Annotated in this window: 20 protein-coding genes and 1 pseudogene; 15 read left to right on the forward strand and 6 right to left on the reverse strand. The window is 44.3% G+C overall.

All coding sequences use genetic code 11. The features are described 5' to 3' along the window. Window positions 1-2 precede the first annotated feature (2 nt). Window positions 3-377, forward strand: a complete 375-nt coding sequence (locus AC1RM2_RS25375) for a hypothetical protein (protein ID WP_492987910.1) — start codon at window positions 3-5, stop codon at window positions 375-377. Between the two features lie 244 nt (window positions 378-621). Here the strand turns inward: AC1RM2_RS25375 and AC1RM2_RS25380 are convergent, their stop codons facing one another. After that, window positions 622-1002, reverse strand: a complete 381-nt coding sequence (locus AC1RM2_RS25380; RefSeq protein ID WP_492987911.1) for a winged helix-turn-helix transcriptional regulator — start codon at window positions 1000-1002, stop codon at window positions 622-624. A 146-nt stretch (window positions 1003-1148) separates the two neighbouring features. On the opposite strand from AC1RM2_RS25380, the gene AC1RM2_RS25385 reads away from it, so the two are divergent. Together AC1RM2_RS25385 and AC1RM2_RS25390 are read left to right on the forward strand one after the other, a co-directional pair. Continuing rightward, entirely contained in the window at window positions 1149-1841 is a 693-nt protein-coding gene (locus AC1RM2_RS25385) for an MBL fold metallo-hydrolase (RefSeq protein ID WP_492987912.1), read from the forward strand. Window positions 1842-2192: 351 nt separating this feature from the next. After that, entirely contained in the window at window positions 2193-4907 is a 2715-nt protein-coding gene (locus AC1RM2_RS25390; RefSeq protein ID WP_492987913.1) for a glycoside hydrolase family 38 N-terminal domain-containing protein, read from the forward strand. A 469-nt stretch (window positions 4908-5376) separates the two neighbouring features. Here AC1RM2_RS25390 and AC1RM2_RS25395 read toward each other — a convergent pair whose 3' ends face one another. Further along, entirely contained in the window at window positions 5377-6375 is a 999-nt protein-coding gene (locus tag AC1RM2_RS25395) for a hypothetical protein (protein WP_492987914.1), read from the reverse strand. A gap of 54 nt (window positions 6376-6429) precedes the next feature. Here AC1RM2_RS25395 and AC1RM2_RS25400 point away from each other — a divergent pair, with 54 nt between their 5' ends. The 6 genes and pseudogenes from AC1RM2_RS25400 (at window position 6430) to AC1RM2_RS25425 (ending at window position 9666) form a co-directional block, all read left to right on the forward strand. Beyond that, window positions 6430-6582 (forward strand): hypothetical protein, encoded by a 153-nt coding sequence (locus tag AC1RM2_RS25400; RefSeq protein ID WP_492987915.1) that lies wholly within the window; start codon window positions 6430-6432, stop codon window positions 6580-6582. A 158-nt stretch (window positions 6583-6740) separates the two neighbouring features. Then, window positions 6741-7424, forward strand: a complete 684-nt coding sequence (locus AC1RM2_RS25405) for a hypothetical protein (RefSeq protein WP_492987916.1) — start codon at window positions 6741-6743, stop codon at window positions 7422-7424. Between the two features lie 11 nt (window positions 7425-7435). Next, window positions 7436-7666, forward strand: a complete 231-nt coding sequence (locus AC1RM2_RS25410; protein WP_492987917.1) for a hypothetical protein — start codon at window positions 7436-7438, stop codon at window positions 7664-7666. 153 nt (window positions 7667-7819) lie between these two features. After that, window positions 7820-8038, forward strand: a pseudogene (locus tag AC1RM2_RS25415) (Shedu anti-phage system protein SduA domain-containing protein); the annotation flags it as partial. Continuing rightward, window positions 8035-9009 carry a phage exclusion protein Lit family protein gene (locus tag AC1RM2_RS25420; RefSeq protein ID WP_492987918.1) on the forward strand — a complete coding sequence of 325 codons (975 nt, stop codon included), beginning with the start codon at window positions 8035-8037 and terminating at the stop codon, window positions 9007-9009. The pseudogene AC1RM2_RS25415 and the gene AC1RM2_RS25420, both read left to right, overlap by 4 nt. Window positions 9010-9063: 54 nt before the next feature. Continuing rightward, the gene (locus AC1RM2_RS25425; protein WP_492987919.1) at window positions 9064-9666 is read left to right on the forward strand and encodes a restriction endonuclease; all 603 of its coding nucleotides are present in this window, start codon (window positions 9064-9066) and stop codon (window positions 9664-9666) included. Between the two features lie 264 nt (window positions 9667-9930). Here the strand turns inward: AC1RM2_RS25425 and AC1RM2_RS25430 are convergent, their stop codons facing one another. Further along, window positions 9931-10815 (reverse strand): AbiTii domain-containing protein, encoded by an 885-nt coding sequence (locus tag AC1RM2_RS25430; protein ID WP_492987920.1) that lies wholly within the window; start codon window positions 10813-10815, stop codon window positions 9931-9933. A gap of 724 nt (window positions 10816-11539) precedes the next feature. On the opposite strand from AC1RM2_RS25430, the gene AC1RM2_RS25435 reads away from it, so the two are divergent. Then, window positions 11540-11755, forward strand: a complete 216-nt coding sequence (locus AC1RM2_RS25435) for a hypothetical protein (RefSeq protein WP_492987921.1) — start codon at window positions 11540-11542, stop codon at window positions 11753-11755. 82 nt (window positions 11756-11837) lie between these two features. Here AC1RM2_RS25435 and AC1RM2_RS25440 read toward each other — a convergent pair whose 3' ends face one another. Beyond that, window positions 11838-12149: a dihydrofolate reductase family protein gene (locus AC1RM2_RS25440; RefSeq protein ID WP_492988273.1), complete on the reverse strand. Its 312-nt coding sequence runs from the start codon at window positions 12147-12149 to the stop codon at window positions 11838-11840. A 51-nt stretch (window positions 12150-12200) separates the two neighbouring features. Then, window positions 12201-12389: a hypothetical protein gene (locus AC1RM2_RS25445; protein ID WP_492987922.1), complete on the reverse strand. Its 189-nt coding sequence runs from the start codon at window positions 12387-12389 to the stop codon at window positions 12201-12203. 1366 nt (window positions 12390-13755) lie between these two features. Between AC1RM2_RS25445 and AC1RM2_RS25450 the strand changes: the two genes are divergently transcribed. The 5 genes from AC1RM2_RS25450 to AC1RM2_RS25470 all read left to right on the forward strand — a co-directional run bounded on the left by AC1RM2_RS25450 (window position 13756) and on the right by AC1RM2_RS25470 (window position 18709). Then, window positions 13756-14997 carry a glycoside hydrolase family 76 protein gene (locus AC1RM2_RS25450; protein ID WP_492987923.1) on the forward strand — a complete coding sequence of 414 codons (1242 nt, stop codon included), beginning with the start codon at window positions 13756-13758 and terminating at the stop codon, window positions 14995-14997. A 904-nt stretch (window positions 14998-15901) separates the two neighbouring features. Continuing rightward, window positions 15902-17236 (forward strand): argininosuccinate lyase, encoded by a 1335-nt coding sequence (gene argH, locus AC1RM2_RS25455; protein WP_492987924.1) that lies wholly within the window; start codon window positions 15902-15904, stop codon window positions 17234-17236. Between the two features lie 4 nt (window positions 17237-17240). Then, window positions 17241-17705, forward strand: a complete 465-nt coding sequence (locus AC1RM2_RS25460; protein WP_492987925.1) for an HAD domain-containing protein — start codon at window positions 17241-17243, stop codon at window positions 17703-17705. A 33-nt stretch (window positions 17706-17738) separates the two neighbouring features. After that, entirely contained in the window at window positions 17739-17942 is a 204-nt protein-coding gene (locus tag AC1RM2_RS25465; protein WP_492987926.1) for a YwbE family protein, read from the forward strand. Between the two features lie 62 nt (window positions 17943-18004). Continuing rightward, the gene (locus AC1RM2_RS25470) at window positions 18005-18709 is read left to right on the forward strand and encodes a DUF1345 domain-containing protein (protein WP_492987927.1); all 705 of its coding nucleotides are present in this window, start codon (window positions 18005-18007) and stop codon (window positions 18707-18709) included. Here the strand turns inward: AC1RM2_RS25470 and AC1RM2_RS25475 are convergent. Beyond that, window positions 18706-19635: a DUF72 domain-containing protein gene (locus AC1RM2_RS25475; protein WP_492987928.1), complete on the reverse strand. Its 930-nt coding sequence runs from the start codon at window positions 19633-19635 to the stop codon at window positions 18706-18708. The two genes, AC1RM2_RS25470 and AC1RM2_RS25475, sit on opposite strands and share 4 nt — an antisense overlap. Between the last annotated feature and the right edge of the window lie 22 nt (window positions 19636-19657).

Here is a 19657-nt window from a genome sequence, read left to right on the forward strand (position 1 = left end):
TGATGAAAATATTAGCGTGGAAGGATCGTGGCAGGACAGACGACCGTGACGGAAGGGACCTCGGATTCATACTCGGAAATTATATCGAAATGAAGTATGAAGATCTGTACAGCAAACACCAGGACCTGATGGAGCAGCCACATTTTGATCGCTTTGTTACTACCGCCCGCATTATGGGTAGAGACATCCGCGATCTATTGAAGTCGAATCTTATCGCCCTGGAGCAGATAAAGCATATTTTGTTGTCGGAGACAGACGACGACGAATATTCAAGGCTGGCGCTGTCATTAAAAGATGCACGCTCGTTTTCTTACAAAACCGCTTTTGATTGCATAAAAGCGTTAGCAAGTTCTAACAGTTGCATCCAATCCTCATAAGTCGTTAGCTCCGGTATCATCTTAAATTTAATTAATTTTCAGGGTATTAGCATGCCTTTAATGCAGGCAGTTATTTCAAATTAGCACCTATTTAATCGCTTTAATCTAAAAGTACAAATCCCTGATGAAACTTACATCCGGAATTTGCATATTGATTACTTAGCATGGCGTTTACCTGTCGGCGGGCGCACAAGCCTGGAGGCTTGCGGCAGCGAAGGGGTAGATGGAGTCAATTCAAGTTTACTCACTTTTTTCCAATAATTCTTTTCCTGTGGGCCGATCCCCATTTATACAATTCTGATACAACAGGTTTTAACGATTGTCCATAATCGGTAAGTTCATATTCAACCGTCATCGGTTTAGTATCATATACAAATCTTTTGGCCAGTTCATTTATTTCTAACTCTTTTAACTCTTTTGATAGCATTTTTGGCGTAATGCCGGGTATTGATCTCTGAATTTCCTTAAATCGTTTTCGTCCAAGTTTAAGGGAAAAAATGATTTGCAGTTTCCATTTTCCGCTCAAAATATCTAAGGCATCCTGAAGCGGTAACAACATTTGCGCATACTTTTCCTGTGATAATTGTGCCTGCAAATTTTCAAGGTATTGTTCTTTAACTTCCATAAAATTGAGTGAAGTATAAAGATACCGAATCACTTTCTTTTTAAGCAGGTTTCCCTAAGTATACCGGTATACTAAAGTATAGCATTACCTAAGGGCATGCCTTTAACAGTAGTTTTGCCAGGGTAATTAATAATGAATACTTACCTATGGCTATAAAAAAGATAATTGAAAATGTTTACCAGATCAGCTTGGGCGCGGTTAATTGTTTTATTATTGATAATGATGGATTAACCCTGGTTGACACTGGTTTTCCCGGAAGCGAAAAAAAGATATTTGATGCTTTATCTGAAATTGGAAAGAGACCTATTGATATTAAACAAATTATTCTTACCCATCTGCATCCTGATCATGCCGGCGCAGCAGCCGATATTCAAAAGCTGCTTCAAATTCCGATATACGCACACAGCACGGATGCCAGGCTGATTAGAAAAGGTGTTGGTGGCCGGGAACCGATGGCCCGTACGCGGGGATTTTTTCCCTGGTTGATTTTTAATTTATTTATGCGAAACGCAAAATCGATCATCAAACCCGTAGATTCGGTTATGGCTTTACAAGGTGGCCAGTTACTGCCTATACTTTCGGGTGTGAGGGTTATTCATTCACCAGGTCATTCCGAAGGGCATATTTCTTTACTTTTAGAAAAAGAGCAAGTGCTGATTGCCGGTGATATTTGCGGGAATATGGGTGGGCTTAGCTATAGTATCCTATACGAAGACCCGGTTTTGGCCAAACAAACCTTGAAAGAAGTGGCAAAATACAATTTTGATATTGCTTGTTTTGGGCATGGTAATCCGCTTTTAGCAGGAGCAAACAAAAAAATTGCAGAAAAATTTAAATAAGCTCCGTTAAATTTGAGTATTTCCTGGATGAGCGATGGCTAAATCAAAAAAACCGTTCCCCGGCAGGAACGGCTTTTTTGCAACCACATGAACGCAATCATTCCGATGTTGTTTTGGAGAATTTGCTGAGTCCATTGTGCCCCTTTGGCCGGCTCGTCGCTAACCATTTCAAAGATTGCTTTCTGGCTTCAATTACTGGGTGGTTTTAAAACTTATAAAAGATAATTTTGGAGTTCCTGTATTTAATATGTACTTATGTGTGTACAAATAATTAATTTAACAATGGAACTACAGGGCCGTTGCGATACCGGTAAATAAACAGCGAAACAGGAATTAGGAACAATGAAAATAATGATAACGAAAGCAATAATCTCCTTTTCGCTGCTTATCAGCACATCGGTATTCGGGCAGCTCAAGCGATCTGATACCACATATATAAATCCGAAGGTTAAGGAGGTTATTGTAATATTCAAAACACACTTCGATATAGGTTATACTCATCGGGTTAAAGACATTGTACAGTTTTATCGTACAGATATGATTGACAAAGCTTTGGAAATTATGGACAAGACCAAAGATTTGCCTAAGGAACAACAATTTTCATGGACAGCGCCTGGCTGGGTAATGGCTAAAGTATTGGAAGATTGGCCGGGACAGACGCCTGAACGTCACCAAAGATTGGAAGATGCTTTCAAATCGGGGCGGTTTGTTACCCATGCAATGCCTTTCTCTGTTCAGTCGCAGATATTGTTCCCCGAGGATGTGGCCAGAGCCTACGAATCATCATCTTTCGTTTCCCGCAAATATGGACTGCCTTTGCCGCGCGGCGCAAAAATGACTGATGTGCCTTCGCAGGCGAGCGTTTTGGCTACAGGATTGGCACAAGGCGGCGTAAAATTCATGCATATCGGATGCAACTGGCCCAGCGAAGATGTGAAGTATCCGCCGCTTTTCTGGTGGCAGGGGCCCGATGGCAGTCGTGTTTTAACGCTTTATTCGCCCATTTACGGAACTACTACGGCACTAAATTGGCCATTTGAGTGGGGCGGCAGGGATCCGTATGTCGGAAGAAATCTTACCCCTCCGGCCGACTGGCCTTATTCCGTATGGCCTGCTATAATTGTTACCACCGATAATTCCGGACCGCCAAGTCTTGCCGATGTTAAAGCATTATTTGACGAAGCTGAAAAAAAAATGCCGGGAGTGAAAATAAGGGTGGGGCGCCTTGACGACTTTGCTGATGCAATACTTCCTACCCATCCTAAGTTGCCTGTTATCAAAAAAGAAGCCCCCGATACATGGATACACGGCAATATGAGTGATCCTGGCGGAATGAAGATTTCCCGTAATATTAACCCGCTTATACCAACTGTTGAAGGGCTAAACACCCAGCTAAAAAATTGGAGCATCGCCGTTCCTGATATCACCAAAGATATTTCGAAAGCATATGAAAATGTTTTGCTTTATGCAGAACATACCTGGGGCGGTGCTCAAAATATCAATGAATACGGAGCCGCATTTAAAAAGCTATCTCCCGAAACCTATAAAGACCTTGAAGGATCATGGGAAGACAAGACCGATTATATCCGCAAAACAGAAAATTTTATAAAACCGCTGCTGGCAAACAATATGGCAATTCTTGCCCAAAATGTAAACCACCAGGGTAAGCGCTTTGTAGTTTATAATCCGCTCCCTTACAGCCGGTCGGAGTGGGTACAGGTGGGCAATCAACACAAATTTATCTATGCCAGGAATGTTCCCCCTTCCGGCTATAAAACCTACACCGAAAAAGATTTGGTTGCGAATAATTCAACCGGCTTAAGCTCAGCCAAGATAGAAAACAAGTATTTCATAATTAAGCTGGATCCGGCCCGTGGTATTATTTCGTCGCTGATTGATAAGCGAACAGGGAGAGAATGGGTTGATGCCCAAGCTAAACGCGGCCTGGGACAATATATGAATGAACGGTTTACATACGAACAAACAGTAAAATATGTAACCGATTATCAACAGGGACGTGGTTTACACGCTTTTGGATCCAAAGGCGAATGGCTGCACCCCAATATGTACAAGCCCGGAATGATTTCTGAAAAACAGGTGCCGTACCGGGCTGCGTTATCTAAAAATGGTAGTTTGAAAATCACCAAAGATGCCAATCAGGAAACAGCCGTTATTGACATGCCTGCCGATACGGCTAATCACTTCCCTGCTTCGTCTTTGCGAATAACCTTACAAAATGATAAGCCATTTATTGATATGGAGCTTACCATTAAAGATAAAGCAAAAGATAACTGGCCCGAAGCCGACTGGTTTTGTTTTCCCTTTAAAATAAATTCCCCCAAATTTAGTGTAGGCCGTTCCCTGGGGATGATGGATCCATCCAAAGATATTATGGAAGGGGCCGATAAAGATATATACGCTGTAGGAACCGGCGTTACTATAACCGGTAAGGATGGGGCCGGCATTGGTTTCTGCCCATTTGACCACCCGCTAATCAGCTTCGACAGGCCGGGGATTTGGAAGTTTTCTAAGGATTTTATCCCGCATAAACCGGTTATTTACCTTAATCTTTATAACAACCAGTGGAATACAAATTACCGGTACTGGTATCCGGGAACCTGGAGTTCAAAAGTAAGGATATGGACTTTTACCAAAAACAGCACCACGGAATCGAGGTTGGTAACGCCCTCTTTTGAAGCCCGTACCCCTTTGCTGGTGGCCGAAGCTGAAGGCAAAGCCGGTAATCTTCCTGCCGGGCAAACCGGAATTTCTGTTTCAAGAAAAGGCATACAAGTTACTGCCTTCCGCCGCAATAGCGCCGGCAATCCTGTTTTTGCAACAGCCGCTGCTAATTCAAATTCAACCCTTTTGCGGCTATGGGAACAAGGAGGAAATTCAGGAAATGTGACAGTTACTTTGCCGAAAGGGGTAAATTATACTAAAGCAACACCTGTAAATCTCCGCGGTGAAATAATGGGTAAGCCAGTAAATATCACCGGAAGTAAGCTCACGTTTATGCTAAAAGCATACGCGCCGGCCAGCTTTGTTTTAGATGATGCCCCGTGACCGTTAATACCACATAATTGGAATTGATATAAAACCCCCAAAACTGGCGCACGCGTGCCGCGTGTGTCCCGTATGCAAATCACAATCTCATTGTATAGCCCTAATCCCACGATTTCCCCACAGCCCGCGTTAGCAGCAATTGCCGACCGGGCAAGTTACTGCCAGGGCGGATTAATTGCCGAAATATTATAATCGGAATTGTTGAATGATGGCAAGCTTTTGCTTCTTTCCATGTCTCATTAACCGTGTCACAAGTCATCCGCCCGTCGGGCTATCGCACAAGACTTGCGCCAAAGGAGCCAAGCCGAAAGTAAGATGGCGTTACGTAAATCTTAAAGCTTTTTATATGCCGATATTTGTTGGTGACAACACACAACAAAGAGCGGTAGGGGAACACCAACATGGGCGAAGCGGGTAATCATATGATGCCTGCCGTAACCCACTTAACTACCCGAATCAATAATTTTACTTACTTGTTGATAATCACCACACCTTTGGCAACTGAATTATGTGTATTTAATATCTTAATTACGCCGTTTTTCCAATAGCAGGCCTGGTAGGTTCCGTCTGTGGCGTTTTTATTGCCGGCTAAATAAACGTCGTTGCCATCGATAGTTATGGCCCTGGCATTGGCATTGGGTTCAATTATGGTTTGTACGCCGTTTTTCCATAATGCAACGCTTGGATATCCCTGTGTTACGCTGCCAACCATATAAATGTCTTTTCCGCTTATAGCTATTGAAAAGACCCCGGAGTTATCGGTTGCCGAGTAAATGAGTTTATTGTTTTTCAACAGTTTAACAACCAATGGACCACCAGTACCGTTGCGGCCTTCGCCGGCAATGTATACATCGCCATTGCTAACAGCTATTGTTTCGGCAATTGCCAGTTCCGAAGATACTGCTGTGTTTATCACATTGTTTACCTGCAAAAAAGGCATCCCGTTTACCAGGGCCAGCACATAAACGTTGCCGCCATCTACGGCGATAGAGGGGCCGCCATTACCCAGCAATTGGGTGTTTCTATAACATAGGTAACCATTGCCGGTATTCATGGTGGTGTACACATTGGTGCCATCGTTAACCATGTCTCGCACAGTAAGGCCATCGCCTACATTAAGGGAATTGAATACGCCATTTTTCCAGTAGCCCGCATGATCGTAATTTGTGCCACCAATGTAAATATCCTTGCCAATTGCCGTCATAGCCCATACATCTCCAGCCAGCCGGTAATCTGTTGTATTAAGCTTTATTGGAAGGGTAAATTGTTGTCCGTCTTTCCAATACACTGCCCGGCGGTCATTGGCTGCTTTGGTAGAATCAAAAGTCCCTGAAACATAAACTATTTTATTAATGTCCTTAACAACAGTATCTTGCCCGGCAGATTTATGGCAGCCCGATAGCGCGGTAAGTAAAGAAATAGCTAAAACGAATGGGGATAACAGGCGTAAATAAGTTTTCAATTGCATGGTTTTGTGATAAGTTACAACGAATATAATAATATTACCACTTAAATTTATATCATGAGTTATATAATAATTGAAATGCATGGTGGCCTGGAACATGCCATTATTGTAACAGACGTGAACGGCAACAATCGCGTGTTTGAAAATCGCGAAGATGCCGAAGCTGAGGCAAGTGACTGCCAGGACGGATTAATTGTCGAAATATTATAGTCGAAATTGTTGGATGATGGCAAACTCTTGCTTCTTCTTATGTCACATTAACGGAGTCACAAGCCATCCGGACGTTGGGTGATTGCACAAGACTTGCGTCAAGGGGGCTGAAGTGAAACATTTTTTAGCATTTAAGCCAAAATTTGATAAATTTAACCATGTCAGCTGAACCGCAAAAAACCACTACTAAAGACGCACTATATAGCCTTGCTAAAGGCGGAGTAGGATCTATACCAATTTTAGGCGCACTTGCCGCTGAAATTTTCAGTTTGGTAATCACGCCGCCGATGGAGAAACGGCGGGCGGAATGGATGAATGATATAGCCGGGCGCTTAAGGGCGCTCGAAGATGCTGGAGATATCGACTTAAATGAACTCAGTAACAATGACCAATTCATTGATGTCGTCTTACAGGCGACTACCTATGCATTGAAAACCAGCGAAGAAGAAAAAATTATGGCTTTCAAAAATGCGTTACTGCACACCGCGCTGGGCGAAGCGCCGTCTAAAGTTAAAAGCCACATCTTTTTAACTCAGTTGGATAAATTTACATCATGGCACATTAAGCTGTTGGATTTTATCGACGATCCACGCGGATGGTTGCAGAAAGCCGGTATTACTATCCCGAACTATATGGGTACAAGTATTTTCACAATTATCTGTCATGCGTTTCCAGAACTAAAAGAGCACAGTGAACTGGTCGACATTATTTGGGATGACCTGAGAGTAGCAGGCTTTCACAATACCAGCGGTATAAGAACAACGATGACCGGGGACGGTGCATTAGCGGCCAGAACAACACCGTTGGGGCAGGAGTTTTTAACATTTATTTCAGGCGAATAACAACTGATTCCATGGAAACAAAATTCAAAATCGGAGACTGGGTCTGCCAGAAAGAAAGTGATAATTACCCTAAATTAAAAGTGATGGCTGTTACGCCAGACGGTAAATATCGCTGCTATGGCACAAATTACCGGCCTCCGCGAAAGAAAGTAATAGACAAGCTTTTCCTGGCAGAAGAATTAGTTCCGTGGGTAGACCAATCAGGCCTCATTATTTTAAGAGATAAATCCACTTTTCGATAGCGAAGCACAGGAACAGGTAGCATAATAATTGCAGATTGCGTTAAAGCTGTAAATGAATTTAATAAGTCTTTTATATTAAAGTGAGTTATCGTATCTTTTAAATAAGCCAAAGGAAAAGCTAAGAACTGTTAACAATACGTCAACAGAAAACATGCCAATAACCGAGGGAGAAATCTCCCAAAAGAGATAGAATTGAAAATTACGAATCCCAGTGGCCTGATTATCATGGGGTGGGACAATGACCGAAGTGCTGCACCGCTTTTATATTTCGAGATCGTGAAAAGAAAGTACGAAAACGTGGTGGATATTATTACCTACGATAGCCTAATTAGAAGATTGAAGACTATCCTAAAACAAATCCAAAAATTATGAAACGCGAGTGGTATAATCCGGTAGTTATTTTAAAACCTGACTTACAGAAACTGATGAGCCATATCACTAACAGGTTACCAAAACATGTTCAGGGTGATATCTTAGAACTGGGCATCAATTTTATGTATGATGACAGACCACTTCCTATCGCTGCGCCCAATGCGGAGCCAGGGACTAATCGAATCATTATACAAGATATACATATGGCCTTCTTATGGTGCTGCAGTTATACTATGGTAGCACTCAATAGTTTATACTACGATAAGGCCATGCTAGATCAAGACGTTGTAACTTTTAATGATCGGACTGAAATGAATAAGATCAACATAACGTTGAGTTGGGCTCGTTCACTTATAACTGAAGTTACCCATTGGCCGGACGGAGCTGCAAGACCCGATAAACCTGATAAATGGACGGAAAGCGCTACAAACCTATTTGAAGCTTGTGTCGCCTACATCCTTTTTCATGAAATTGGGCATTTGACATTACACAGTAATTTAAAAAAATTACACATTGCTATGAGTGATCCGGAGTATCACGCAACCGTGGAAGATTTCAAAAAGTTTTACGATGCGGAAATCGAAGCCGACGCTTTTGCCTTAAAATCTTTGATTGCCGACTCCGTGATTGATGATGTTCTCCTAATGAAATATCTTGGTGCTGCACTAGCGCAACTATCCAATTTCTATTTCAACGATGAAGAAGAAATTAGTGGGGAATTAATATATCCCGATCTTGACGACCGATTGAAAAATGTTATTCATCAAACAGTATTAAAAAGGGAGGCAGATCGGATACAGTTGCAGGCTCACGTAAGTGTAGGTCTACAATTATTTTTATATCTTTCGGGAAAGCCTTTTGTTCCCCAAGACCTAAACAATACTAATTTTAAAGATTTTAAGGAACTTGAAAAATATCTTTTTGATCTCATTTCACAGATAAAGACAGCCAAGAGTACCAGAGTAAATTAAAGCAATTAAGTAGATTTTGTAATTTAGAACACAACGTTTTGACGCTAACAAAAAATGAATTCTTATAAAAAAGGCACTGATTTCGAAATAGAGGTCTACGAAAATCTAAAGAAGGAATTGATTGAAGGCCGCCTATTGGTCAACCCGGCAAACAGCAAAATTTATCGGAAAAAAGGTTATTTTTCACGAGATCGTCAAAAAAACATTATTACGGATATTTCGATTGAAGTGAATTATGGAGGAGAAAGTGAAATGGGTATTCTTATAGTTGTAGAATGTAAGAACTATAACCATCCAATTCCTGTTGACGACTTGGAAGAGTTTCATACAAAAGTCAGTCAAATTGCAGGATTAAATGTGAAAGCAATCTTTGCAACTACTGCATCATTACAAATCAGTGCACTCAACTTTGCTAAAGCCAAGGGTATAGCGGTTATACGAATTTTGCCTGAAGAACAAATCCATTTCGTGTTGCACTTTTCATTTAGGGATATGCTAAGAAAACAAACTAAAGAATTTTCCGAAAATAATCAACTATCACTTTTAGATCAAAACTATAACAGTAAGGGTCGAGGTATATTTGGTGATTATATGGGGCACGAAATCTCTGGTTGGAAAAAACTATTTACAGATTTAAAAGTCGATAAGCTAATTTAACTACGCCCTTGTTGGTGTTCTCGACCGCACTTTGTTGGAGTTGTCTCCAACAAACTCGTGGACCTTTACTGCGTCGTAATAGCCAAAGCCCCTGCACCCGGTTTTATCGTTATCAATCGCCGAGTTATCAACTAAAAGGAATTAGCATACGGCTTACGTTTTAACGAGTGGGCCGCCGGGAACGAGTTGTTGGAGACAACTCCAACAACGGCGAAGGGGAACACCAACACGGGCGAGGACGCACTAGGATATCTAACCCTTAAATTATTTTACCAAGTTGTGGACAAATTCTATTAATGCTGGTAAATGCTCGGTAAGACCCTTACTGGCAATGGCAGTAGTAGTTGTGGCTAGCCAATGCATTAAATTTGTTTGTAGTGATGGTTTATCGTGTTGGTTTTTTTCGACAATTGTGCGTAACGCTTCTATCTGCGATTGATCAACACCAAATTTTTCCAACTCGTTATAACTAACGGCAGTGTTGAAAGTAAAATCTTTCTGTTCAACATGATGGCCAGCTGCAAGGTTAACAGGATTATTGCTCCCGTAAATATTGTTAGTTATAATATTTTGGGCTTTATCTTTATTTTCTTCACTCATCTTGAAACTATCGTTAAAATCTGGAAATTCTTTGTTAAGTTGTAGCAACGTGTCGATTAGCTTCTGCCGTGTTAGCTCAATAATGTTTTTCAACTGCAATTTATGAATTTGCTGACCAGCAGAATCAATCTTTAATCCTTGCTCTCGCAATTTCAAAGGTGCGTATAACTCCTGAATAATCCCTGCCGGAAATTCAATTACACCAACTTCAGAATCCCCCAATGTCACATAATTACTTTCCAAAGCAGGAATGCCGTGTAAAATTTCGCGATTAGAGAACAAGACCTGCATTTCTGGCCAGTTTGCAAAGTTCAATGGGAAAGTCTTTGCGCGTCCCCATCTATCTGATACAGTAATTTTGGCTTCGCATTGAATTTTTCTATAGTTCGGCAATAGCTGCTCATTACCTTCATAACCTCCAATTTCATACTTAAGCCATTCTTGCAATATCTGATTGTCGAGTTGGAACGCCAGAATTTTAGTCCGGGTTAAAGCTTGCGTTAGATTAATATTGTCATTGGCTAATTCATCAATTAATCGTTTAATCATCTATCAAAGTTGAATCGCTAATTTAGTTATTTTTTTTCCTTTCAAATTCGGCTTACCATTCGATATTTAATGCAATACCAGCTTTATTACCTTGCCGGGATTTCTGATCGATTTTAGATTGGTTTTTTACTGTGTGCTAAAATGTCTCGAAATAGTTTGAAATATTTAGGATATATAAGCTGTGTTTCATATCTTCAAGTAACATGCCCGCAAAGTCGAAACCGTTAACAAGAAAAAAGCCACTCACGATTTTAATCGTAAAGGGTTGTAAATGAGTAGCGGGGAGAAGGATCGAACTGCCGACCCTAGGGTTATGACTCCTAAATGATCGCTAGAATAAGCATTTTTCGCTCTCACCACTCCCTCAAGCCTGTGCGCCCGCATGTAAATCATAATGCTGTTGCAAAGCACCAACCCTTCCCCACAACCCGCGTTAGTGATGGCAGTGGATACCGGCCCAGCGCCTAAGGCCTGTGCAGTATGAACGAACAGCACGGCCCGCAGGGAACGCCAAAATTAGATTTGAGATGTGAGATATGAGATATGAGATTTGAGACAAGACGGCCATGAGGAAGGCAGGAGCCAAGAATAAAGAGGCAAAGACGGGGAAATAGTATATATGTATTTGAGCTGGGAATTGAAAGCATCCACACTCATCACAACTAAGCCTACACTTTTTTAACGCTGAAATATATGTATATTTGGTAATAGAAAGGAGGCAAATATGAAAACGAACCTAACAGGTAAAGGCGCATCCCGGATTCACAAAAGTGTGTCTCCTGAGGAAATTATTGCCGCCGGAGGAACTACCGCTTTTGGGATAAAAACAGGCAAAAATAACGAAGCACTTAAGAAAGCCCTTAAAAATTCGCCTGAACCAGAGCCTTTTACCGAAGAAGAATGGGAGGGTTTATTAAAACAAATAGCCAACGATAAATAATGAATTTATTGCCCCAAAATACTTCAAAGTGTTTAATGCCTGCTGTATCACTATGGCAATGTCCTCTTGCCTCAAGCCGAATTTACTGCCTCAAATAATGCAACCCCACGCATCCCGATTTAAAAACCTTGGTATCTACCAGTTTCCAGTTTAGTTTTTCCGGCAGCGGGAAATCTTCCATCAGCTTTTTCCCTTCGCCAATAATTACCGGGTGAATTACAATATGCATTTCGTCGACCAGGCCGAGCGCCATGAGTTGCGAACGCAGGCTTACGCCGGCGATGGAGATTTTTTTGCCGGGCTGCTGTTTCAGGTCCAGGATTTCGGCTTCCAGGTTGTCGCGCAGAATGCGTGTATTACCTTCCACGCTTTGGAGGGTGCGCGAAAAAACAATTTTATCAACGTCGACAACCGTTTGCGCAAACGCATTTCCCGCTGCCGTGCCCTACTGGGTTTTGGCCACCTCGGTCCAGTACGGAACTATCAAATCGTACATTTTACGTCCGTATACCACCAGGTCTACGTCGTGCGCCAGGTCGGCAAAATATTGGTGAATTTCTTCATCGCCATTAAATTTGGTGTGTTCGTAACAGCCATCTATGCTGATGTTCATGCCAAAAGTTACAGTTCTCATGGGGTTGGTTTTAGCGTTAATTTTTATTGACCGGTTTTGCAAAATAAATATCAAAAATAAAATACGGCATTCATAGCAATGAGGGCCAGGTGCGACAAATAAAGGGTGTTTAAGTCGGAAGTCCGAAGTCTTTAGTCGGAAGTCAGATTTTTCAGGACTTAGGGCTTTAGACTCAAGACCCCCCTGTGCATAGTTGATAAGTGGTTTCGTTGAAAGATAAAATTTATAAAAAACTTCCCGACGCTTGGGGGCTGAGCCCCACTGGCAGCATCCTACTATTATAAACCAATTGAAAAACAATACCATAAGCCGGGCAGGCGGGTGCTTTTAGCGTTTGCAGCAGCCGGGGTAAACCAATATTCGTGATTTTTTTAGGGGCAGTTTTTACTGGCTGGGCGGGAGCGTGGCGTATGGGGCATGGTGGCGAAGACTCACCCCGGCTACGCTGCGCTGGCCGACCCTCTCTCCGGCTTGCGCCGCAAAGAGGGTTGACTAAGATAAAACGATTTTTCGCCCCTCTATGCGACGCAGTCGGAGAGAGGGGCAGACGGGCGTAAGCCTCGTCGGGGTGAGTCGTGGGCGGCGTTCAAATTTGCGCGGGAAAATGGTGGTAGCGGTAAAACAATGCAACAAACAGGGGGAGGGCGTGGCGGTTACGACTCACCCCGGCTCCGCTTCGCTGGCCGACCCTCTCTCCGGCTGCGCCGCAAAGAGGGTTAAAGAAGGTAAAACGATTTTTCGCCCCTCTATGCGACGCAGTCGGAGAGAGGGGCAGACGGGCGTAAGCCTCGTCGGGGTGAGTCGTAGCCCGCGTTCAAATTTGCGCCGGAAAATGGTGGTAGCGGTAAAATGATGCAACAAACAGGGGGAGGGTATGGCGGTTACGACTCACCCCGGCTCCGCTACGCTGGCCGACCCTCTCTCCGGCTGCGCCGCAAAGAGGGTTAAAGAAGGTAAAACGATTTTTCGCCCCTCTATGCGACGCAGTCGGAGAGAGGGGCAGACGGGCGTAAGCCTCGTCGGGGTGAGTCGTAGCCCGCGTTCAAATTTGCGCCGGAAAATGGTGGTAGCGGTAAAATGATGCAACAAACAGGGGGAGGGTATGGCGGTTACGACTCACCCCGGCTCCGCTACGCTGGCCGACCCTCTCTCCGGCTTGCGCCGCAAAGAGGGTTGAGGAAAGAAAGACAACTTTTTCGCCCCTCTATGCGGCGCAGCCGGAGAGAGGGGCAGACGGGCGTAAGCCTCGTCGGGGTGAGTCGTGGCCAGCGTTCAAATTTGAACCTGAAAAATCAGGCGTAGTGGTAAAATGATGCAACAAACAGGGGCAGGCTTTATATAAACCAATTAAACAAAATCAATTTCTATGAAAATTATGAAAAACAATGTTAAACAAACCGGCGGCGCGTTGGGCGTGCTGCGTGCTTTTAAATTGATGGGCCGGGCCGGGTATGGCCTGCTGCTGGCTGCGATTGGCTGTATGGCGGTGGCATCGGGCTGTAAAAAGGAGGAGCAGTTGGCGGCTGGGTCGCCGGGGACTTCGGCGGCGGTGGCCGGCCGTAAGCTGGTAACCAATGCAACCCTGCCTACCCGTGCCGAGGCGCTGGTGGCTATGCAGGTGTACAACAATACTTTTTACAACCAGTACGGCACCTACGGCCCCAGCTATAAGGCCTACTACTGGAAAGACCAGAACCACACCGGCCGGATGGACTTCTGGACGCAGGCCGAGGCCATTGAAACCCTCATTGACGCTTATAACATAAACCCCAATACCGACCTGAAGAACAAAATCAGCTACCTGTACAACGGCATGCGCGACGGTTACGGCCTTACCTGGGAAAGCAACATTTATAATGATGATATTATTTGGGGCAGCCTGATGTGCGTGCGTGCCTATGCCATTACCAACGATGGCGGCATGCTGGATATGGCCAAAAACAACTTTGCCATTGTGTGGAACCGTGCCTATGATACCGCCCTGGGCGGCGGCCTGTGGTGGACTACCGCCAAGCAAACCAAAAATGCCTGCGTAAACGCCCCGGCCATCATCTGCGCCATGAAGCTGTACGCCGCCACCGGCGATGCCAGCTACCAAACCAAGGCCAAGCTGCTGATGGATTGGATGGTGGCCACCCTGTACACCAGCAGCGGCGAGGTTAAGGGGGCCATAAACGCGGCAGGCACCATTACCGAAGGCAGCCGCTCATACACGCAAGGCACTTTCATAGGCGCCTGCGATGCCCTGCGCCTGCAATACCCGGCTGTAAACTACGCCGCCATGGCCAATAACGTAATGAACTACAGTAAAAACAACATGTGCCAAACTCCCGGTGGCATTTTGCTTGATGAGTACGACACGGCCGATACCCAGGGCTTTAAGGGCATATTTGCCCGCTGGGCCTGCATTTATGTGCACTCGGCCGGGTTGCAAAGCACTTATGGCAGCTGGCTGGATGCCAACGCCACGCAGGCATGGTCGATACGCAACAGCAGCGGACAAATGTGGGGCAAATGGGCCACCCGTACCCCCGACGGCACCATCCTGAACGCCTTTGAAACCACCCCCGGCGTAGCCATGGTGAATGGCATTTACTGGTACCGCTAAATTAATTTAGCATGTCCCTGTTTGTTTTTGTGATTTTTTGTTTGATGATGTTTTTGATGCTCCCGGAAGATTAAATAACTGATAATTAGAGTTTTTGGAATTTTAGCTGCAAGTAATTGTCTGAATCAGAATTTTTCACATGTAAATGATTTTTCAAAGGTGTTCAAGAGGGCTGCGCCGTTTTCAGAATTTGAGAATTAGCAGAATTTTTAGCTGCAAATTTCATTACAGAAAAAGCACCTTGTTATCCCAAAAGTGTCAGCAGAGGGAGCTTCGGGCGAAAACGGCCAAAACGATGGTGGGCTGTGCGGTGGCAGGGCATAGGATGTTTTTGCACGTGTGAGGGCCGACCGCGCCGGGGCAAAATAAATCCAGCCCAGGTTTTGGCCGTTTTGCAGGGCAAAGGCCCGTGCGGCAAAGAAGCATTTCTGCTGACTTGATTTTTTGGGTACTTTTGTATCAAGACAAAAGTACCTGGCCCCCCGCGGCCAAGAGCGGGCCAATGTTGTAGCTTCTACAAAGTAATTTCGTAAATCAGAATTTGAGAATGAGCAGGAATTTAAGGTGCCCAACGAGTGCTTTACGTGGGGTGGCAGGTATATAATAAGGATGTAACAAGGTGCTAACAGAACCTGGCAGGGTGTTCGCGGGTACAAAAAACCACAGGCCACCACCTCCGGCAAAACAGGACCAATTTACCTCGCCCCGAAATTATCCGAACACTTAATTGTCTGATATATAATATTTTAAGTGTTCGGCCCCGAACACCTGTTGATCCCCATAAAAAACCGAACACCCTGCAGTAGTATCAAGCCCCAGGTTGTAACCGACGCTTCAAAAATCTTGATACCTGATACTTGCGACTTGATACTAAAATCTTGCTACTAAACTTTACATTTGCACCATGAGTAAGTTATGGCAAAAAACCACTAATGTAAATCAGCTGGTAGAGGATTTCACCGTAGGCAAGGATAGGGAATTTGACCAGGAAATGGCCGCATTTGATGTGCTGGGTTCGCTGGCCCATACCCGTATGCTCCAAAGCATCGGCCTGATGGATAGTGCTGATCTTGAGCTTGTTCAGCGTGAACTAAAAGCTATTTATGCTGATATTGAGGCCGGTAATTTCACCATTGAAGATGGGGTGGAGGACGTACACTCGCAGGTTGAAATGCTGCTTACCCAACGCATTGGCGATGCCGGCAAAAAGATCCATTCCGGCCGCTCCCGCAACGACCAGGTGCTGGTCGACCTCAAATTATTCTTCCGTCACCAGTTGCAACAGGTAGTTGAGGAAACCGAAACCCTTTTCCGCCAGTTGATTACACTAAGTGAGCAGCATAAAGATGTACTGCTGCCAGGCTATACCCACCTGCAGGTGGCCATGCCATCCTCGTTCGGCCTCTGGTTTGGTGCCTATGCCGAAAGCCTTGCCGATGACCTGGAACTGGTGCTGGCCGCTTATAAAATTACCAACAAAAACCCCCTGGGTTCGGCAGCCGGTTATGGCTCGTCGTTCCCGCTTAACCGTACACTAACTACCCAATTATTAGGGTTTGACAGCCTGAATTACAACGTAGTATACGCCCAGATGGGCCGCGGCAAAACCGAGCGGATCATCGCCCAGGCGTTATCAAGTGTAGCCGCAACCCTTGCCAAAATGGCTATGGACCAGGCGCTTTACCTGAGCCAGAACTTTGCCTTTGTAAGCTACCCCGATACACTAACTACCGGCAGCAGCATTATGCCCCACAAAAAAAACCCCGATGTTTGGGAAATTATGCGCGGCAAATGTAACCGCTTGCAAGCCCTGCCAACCGATGTGGCCATGATGACCACCAACCTGCCATCGGGCTATCACCGCGAGCTGCAACTACTCAAAGAGCTCCTGTTCCCCGCCTTTGCCGACCTAAAGAAGTGCCTGCATATGGCCACCTTCATGCTCCAGAATATAACAGTGAATGCTGATATACTAAAAGATTCCAAGTACGCCTACCTGTTTAGTGTTGAGGAAGTTAACCGTATGGTATTAAGTGGAACACCGTTCCGTGATGCTTACAAACAGGTGGGCTTAGCTATAGAACAAGGTGATTTTAACCCCGATAAAACTGTAAACCACACCCACGAAGGCAGTATAGGCAACCTGGGTAACCAGCATATAACCGCCGCCTTTGATAAGCTGCTTACTAACTTTGATTTTGAGAAAGTTGAAATGGCAATAAAGGAGCTGGTGGCCTAACAAAATGGTAATCCTGCTGGATATAGATGGAGTATTGGTAACCGAACCGTCCTGGAAAAAGGTAGAAATTGGTGCCGACGGGTTCATGCTGTTTAACAAACAATCGGCAGAAAACCTGGCTGATATTTTGGCGCTAACAGGTGCCGACGTGGTTTTAGCCGGTACACATAGGATTAGTTTCGCTTGTGAACGTTGGCTGGAGATCTTCAAAATCAGAGGGATAACTATTAATAAATTATCTAAACTCAATGATAGGCAATCCCTGGCGGATATGCAGGATCGTGGTTGCGAAATTCAGGAGTGGATACATAAGAACGGTGAGGCGAACTACGTCATTATAGATGATGATTTGTCAATAAATAACTTGCCCAAGGCTATAAAACAAAGGTGGGTTACCATCAAACCCCATATTGGAATTGATATTGAGGCCAAACAAAAGGCCTTGGATATCCTTTTAAATAATCGGTGAAATCACCCTAAAAATCAGTGTAATCCCAAAAAAATGAACGGACAAAACAGAAGCGATATATACCCCGGACTGGAAGTTGATATTATCCTAAAAAAAGACCAGCGTACCGGCACGCTTACCCGCGGCATTGTGAAAAGGCTGTTAACCAGTTCGTCATACCATTCCCGCGGCATCAAGGTACAACTGGATGATGGCCAGGTTGGCCGCGTAGCCTGGATTGTTGAGGAGGAAGATTAATTCATCATTTCTACACAATTGTTTACCATATTTACCTTGTACTTACCATAGTACAGCCCAATATGCCTGCAAACCCTCAACGAAAATCGAAATTATGGTTACGGTTAGATACGCATCATCGTTTGTTAGTATCCTTGCTTGTTGCTACAGCTACACTTATTTTTATCTGGGGGCGTTTTAGCATACCGGCAACAACATTGGTTACGTGGTCGGCATTTGGGTTGAGTGTTATAGTGATGGATTGGGTTATCATCCTGTCATCGCACCCAATGGAGGTTAGGCATATAGCCAAAATTGAAGATTCCAGCCGGGTACTGATATTTGCGTTCGTGGTTATTGCCTCCGTCATTAGTTTGCTGGCCATCTTCTTCCTGCTTAAATCATCTAAACAATTATCGCCTGCCGTAGTTACAGGGCATGTATTTCTCGGAATGGCATCAGTAATCATTTCCTGGATATTGGTGCACACCATATTTACCCTGCGTTATGCCCACATGTATTACGCTACCAATCCCGATGGCGATAGCAAGACTAAACCTTTGGGCGGACTGGAATTTCCAGGCGATGAAAAGGGTTTTGAGCCTGATTATCTTGATTTTGTTTACTTCTCTTTTGTGTTGGGGATGACTTTCCAGGTATCAGATATCGAGATCTCCTCCCGGCAAATCCGTCGGCTGGCCTGGATCCATGGGATGATATCTTTCGCTTTTAATACCGCTATCGTGGCATTGAGCATCAACGTAATCTCAGGCCTGGTATCAAATTAAAACAAACCGCCTTGCAGCTGTTCAATAAATTTGGGCCGAAGTAAGTTTGTACCTAAGGCCGCGTTTAATTTTTCCGTCACGTAATCTGACAATATTGGTGAAAATCTTTCATCATGCTGATGCATAAAAAACCAAACCGATTTTAAACCTTCCTGCTGCCACTTTTTTATCCTTTCTACCCACATATCCAGGCGGGCTTCATCAATGCCGTATTCGCCTATTTTATCAGTACAACCCACAAACCGGATAAAGGCATGAGGTGTCGGTAAACTCATGTGTATTACGTCCCGGCGTCCGGAGGCATCGGTTATTACGGCGCCAATATTAAGATCGCGAAACAGGCTGAATACTTTGTCGCTGTTTTCCTGTTGGGCAAACCATTCTTTATGCCGCAGCTCTACAAAAACGGGTACATCTTTGGGTAAAGCTTCCAGGTATGCTTTCAGTTCGGGGAAGCTTTTAGGGGTATAGTTATCACTTAGTTGCAAAAATAGTGGTCCCAGCTTTTCGCCGAATGCCATGATGCCTTCATAGTAAGTTGTGGTAATATCGTCGGCATTTTTTAACCTGCGGATGTGGCTGATACTTTGCGAAAATTTGGGGCAGAATTTAAAACCGGGGTTGCTTTCGGCTTTGGCTTTCCATTTGGCAATGGTATCCGGGCCGTAAATGTTATAAAATGTGGCGTTCAGTTCGATGCAATCGAAATGTTTTACGTATTCATCTAAAAAGTTAGCATCCTTTGTTTTTGGGGGATAGATTTGCCCAATCCACTCTTTGCGTCCCCATTTGGCGCAGCCGACGTGAACCTGTATTGGTTCATTATCTTTAGCCGTAGCTAATACGGTAGTTGTAAGTTCTGTATCGGGCGGAAGAGTGAAATCTATTAAGGGTAATTCTTCGGGTGTTACTTTGCCAAATTCCATGATGAATTGATTATTGAACGGT

This window comes from Mucilaginibacter sp. GW822-FHT03E02 (assembly GCF_058801545.1).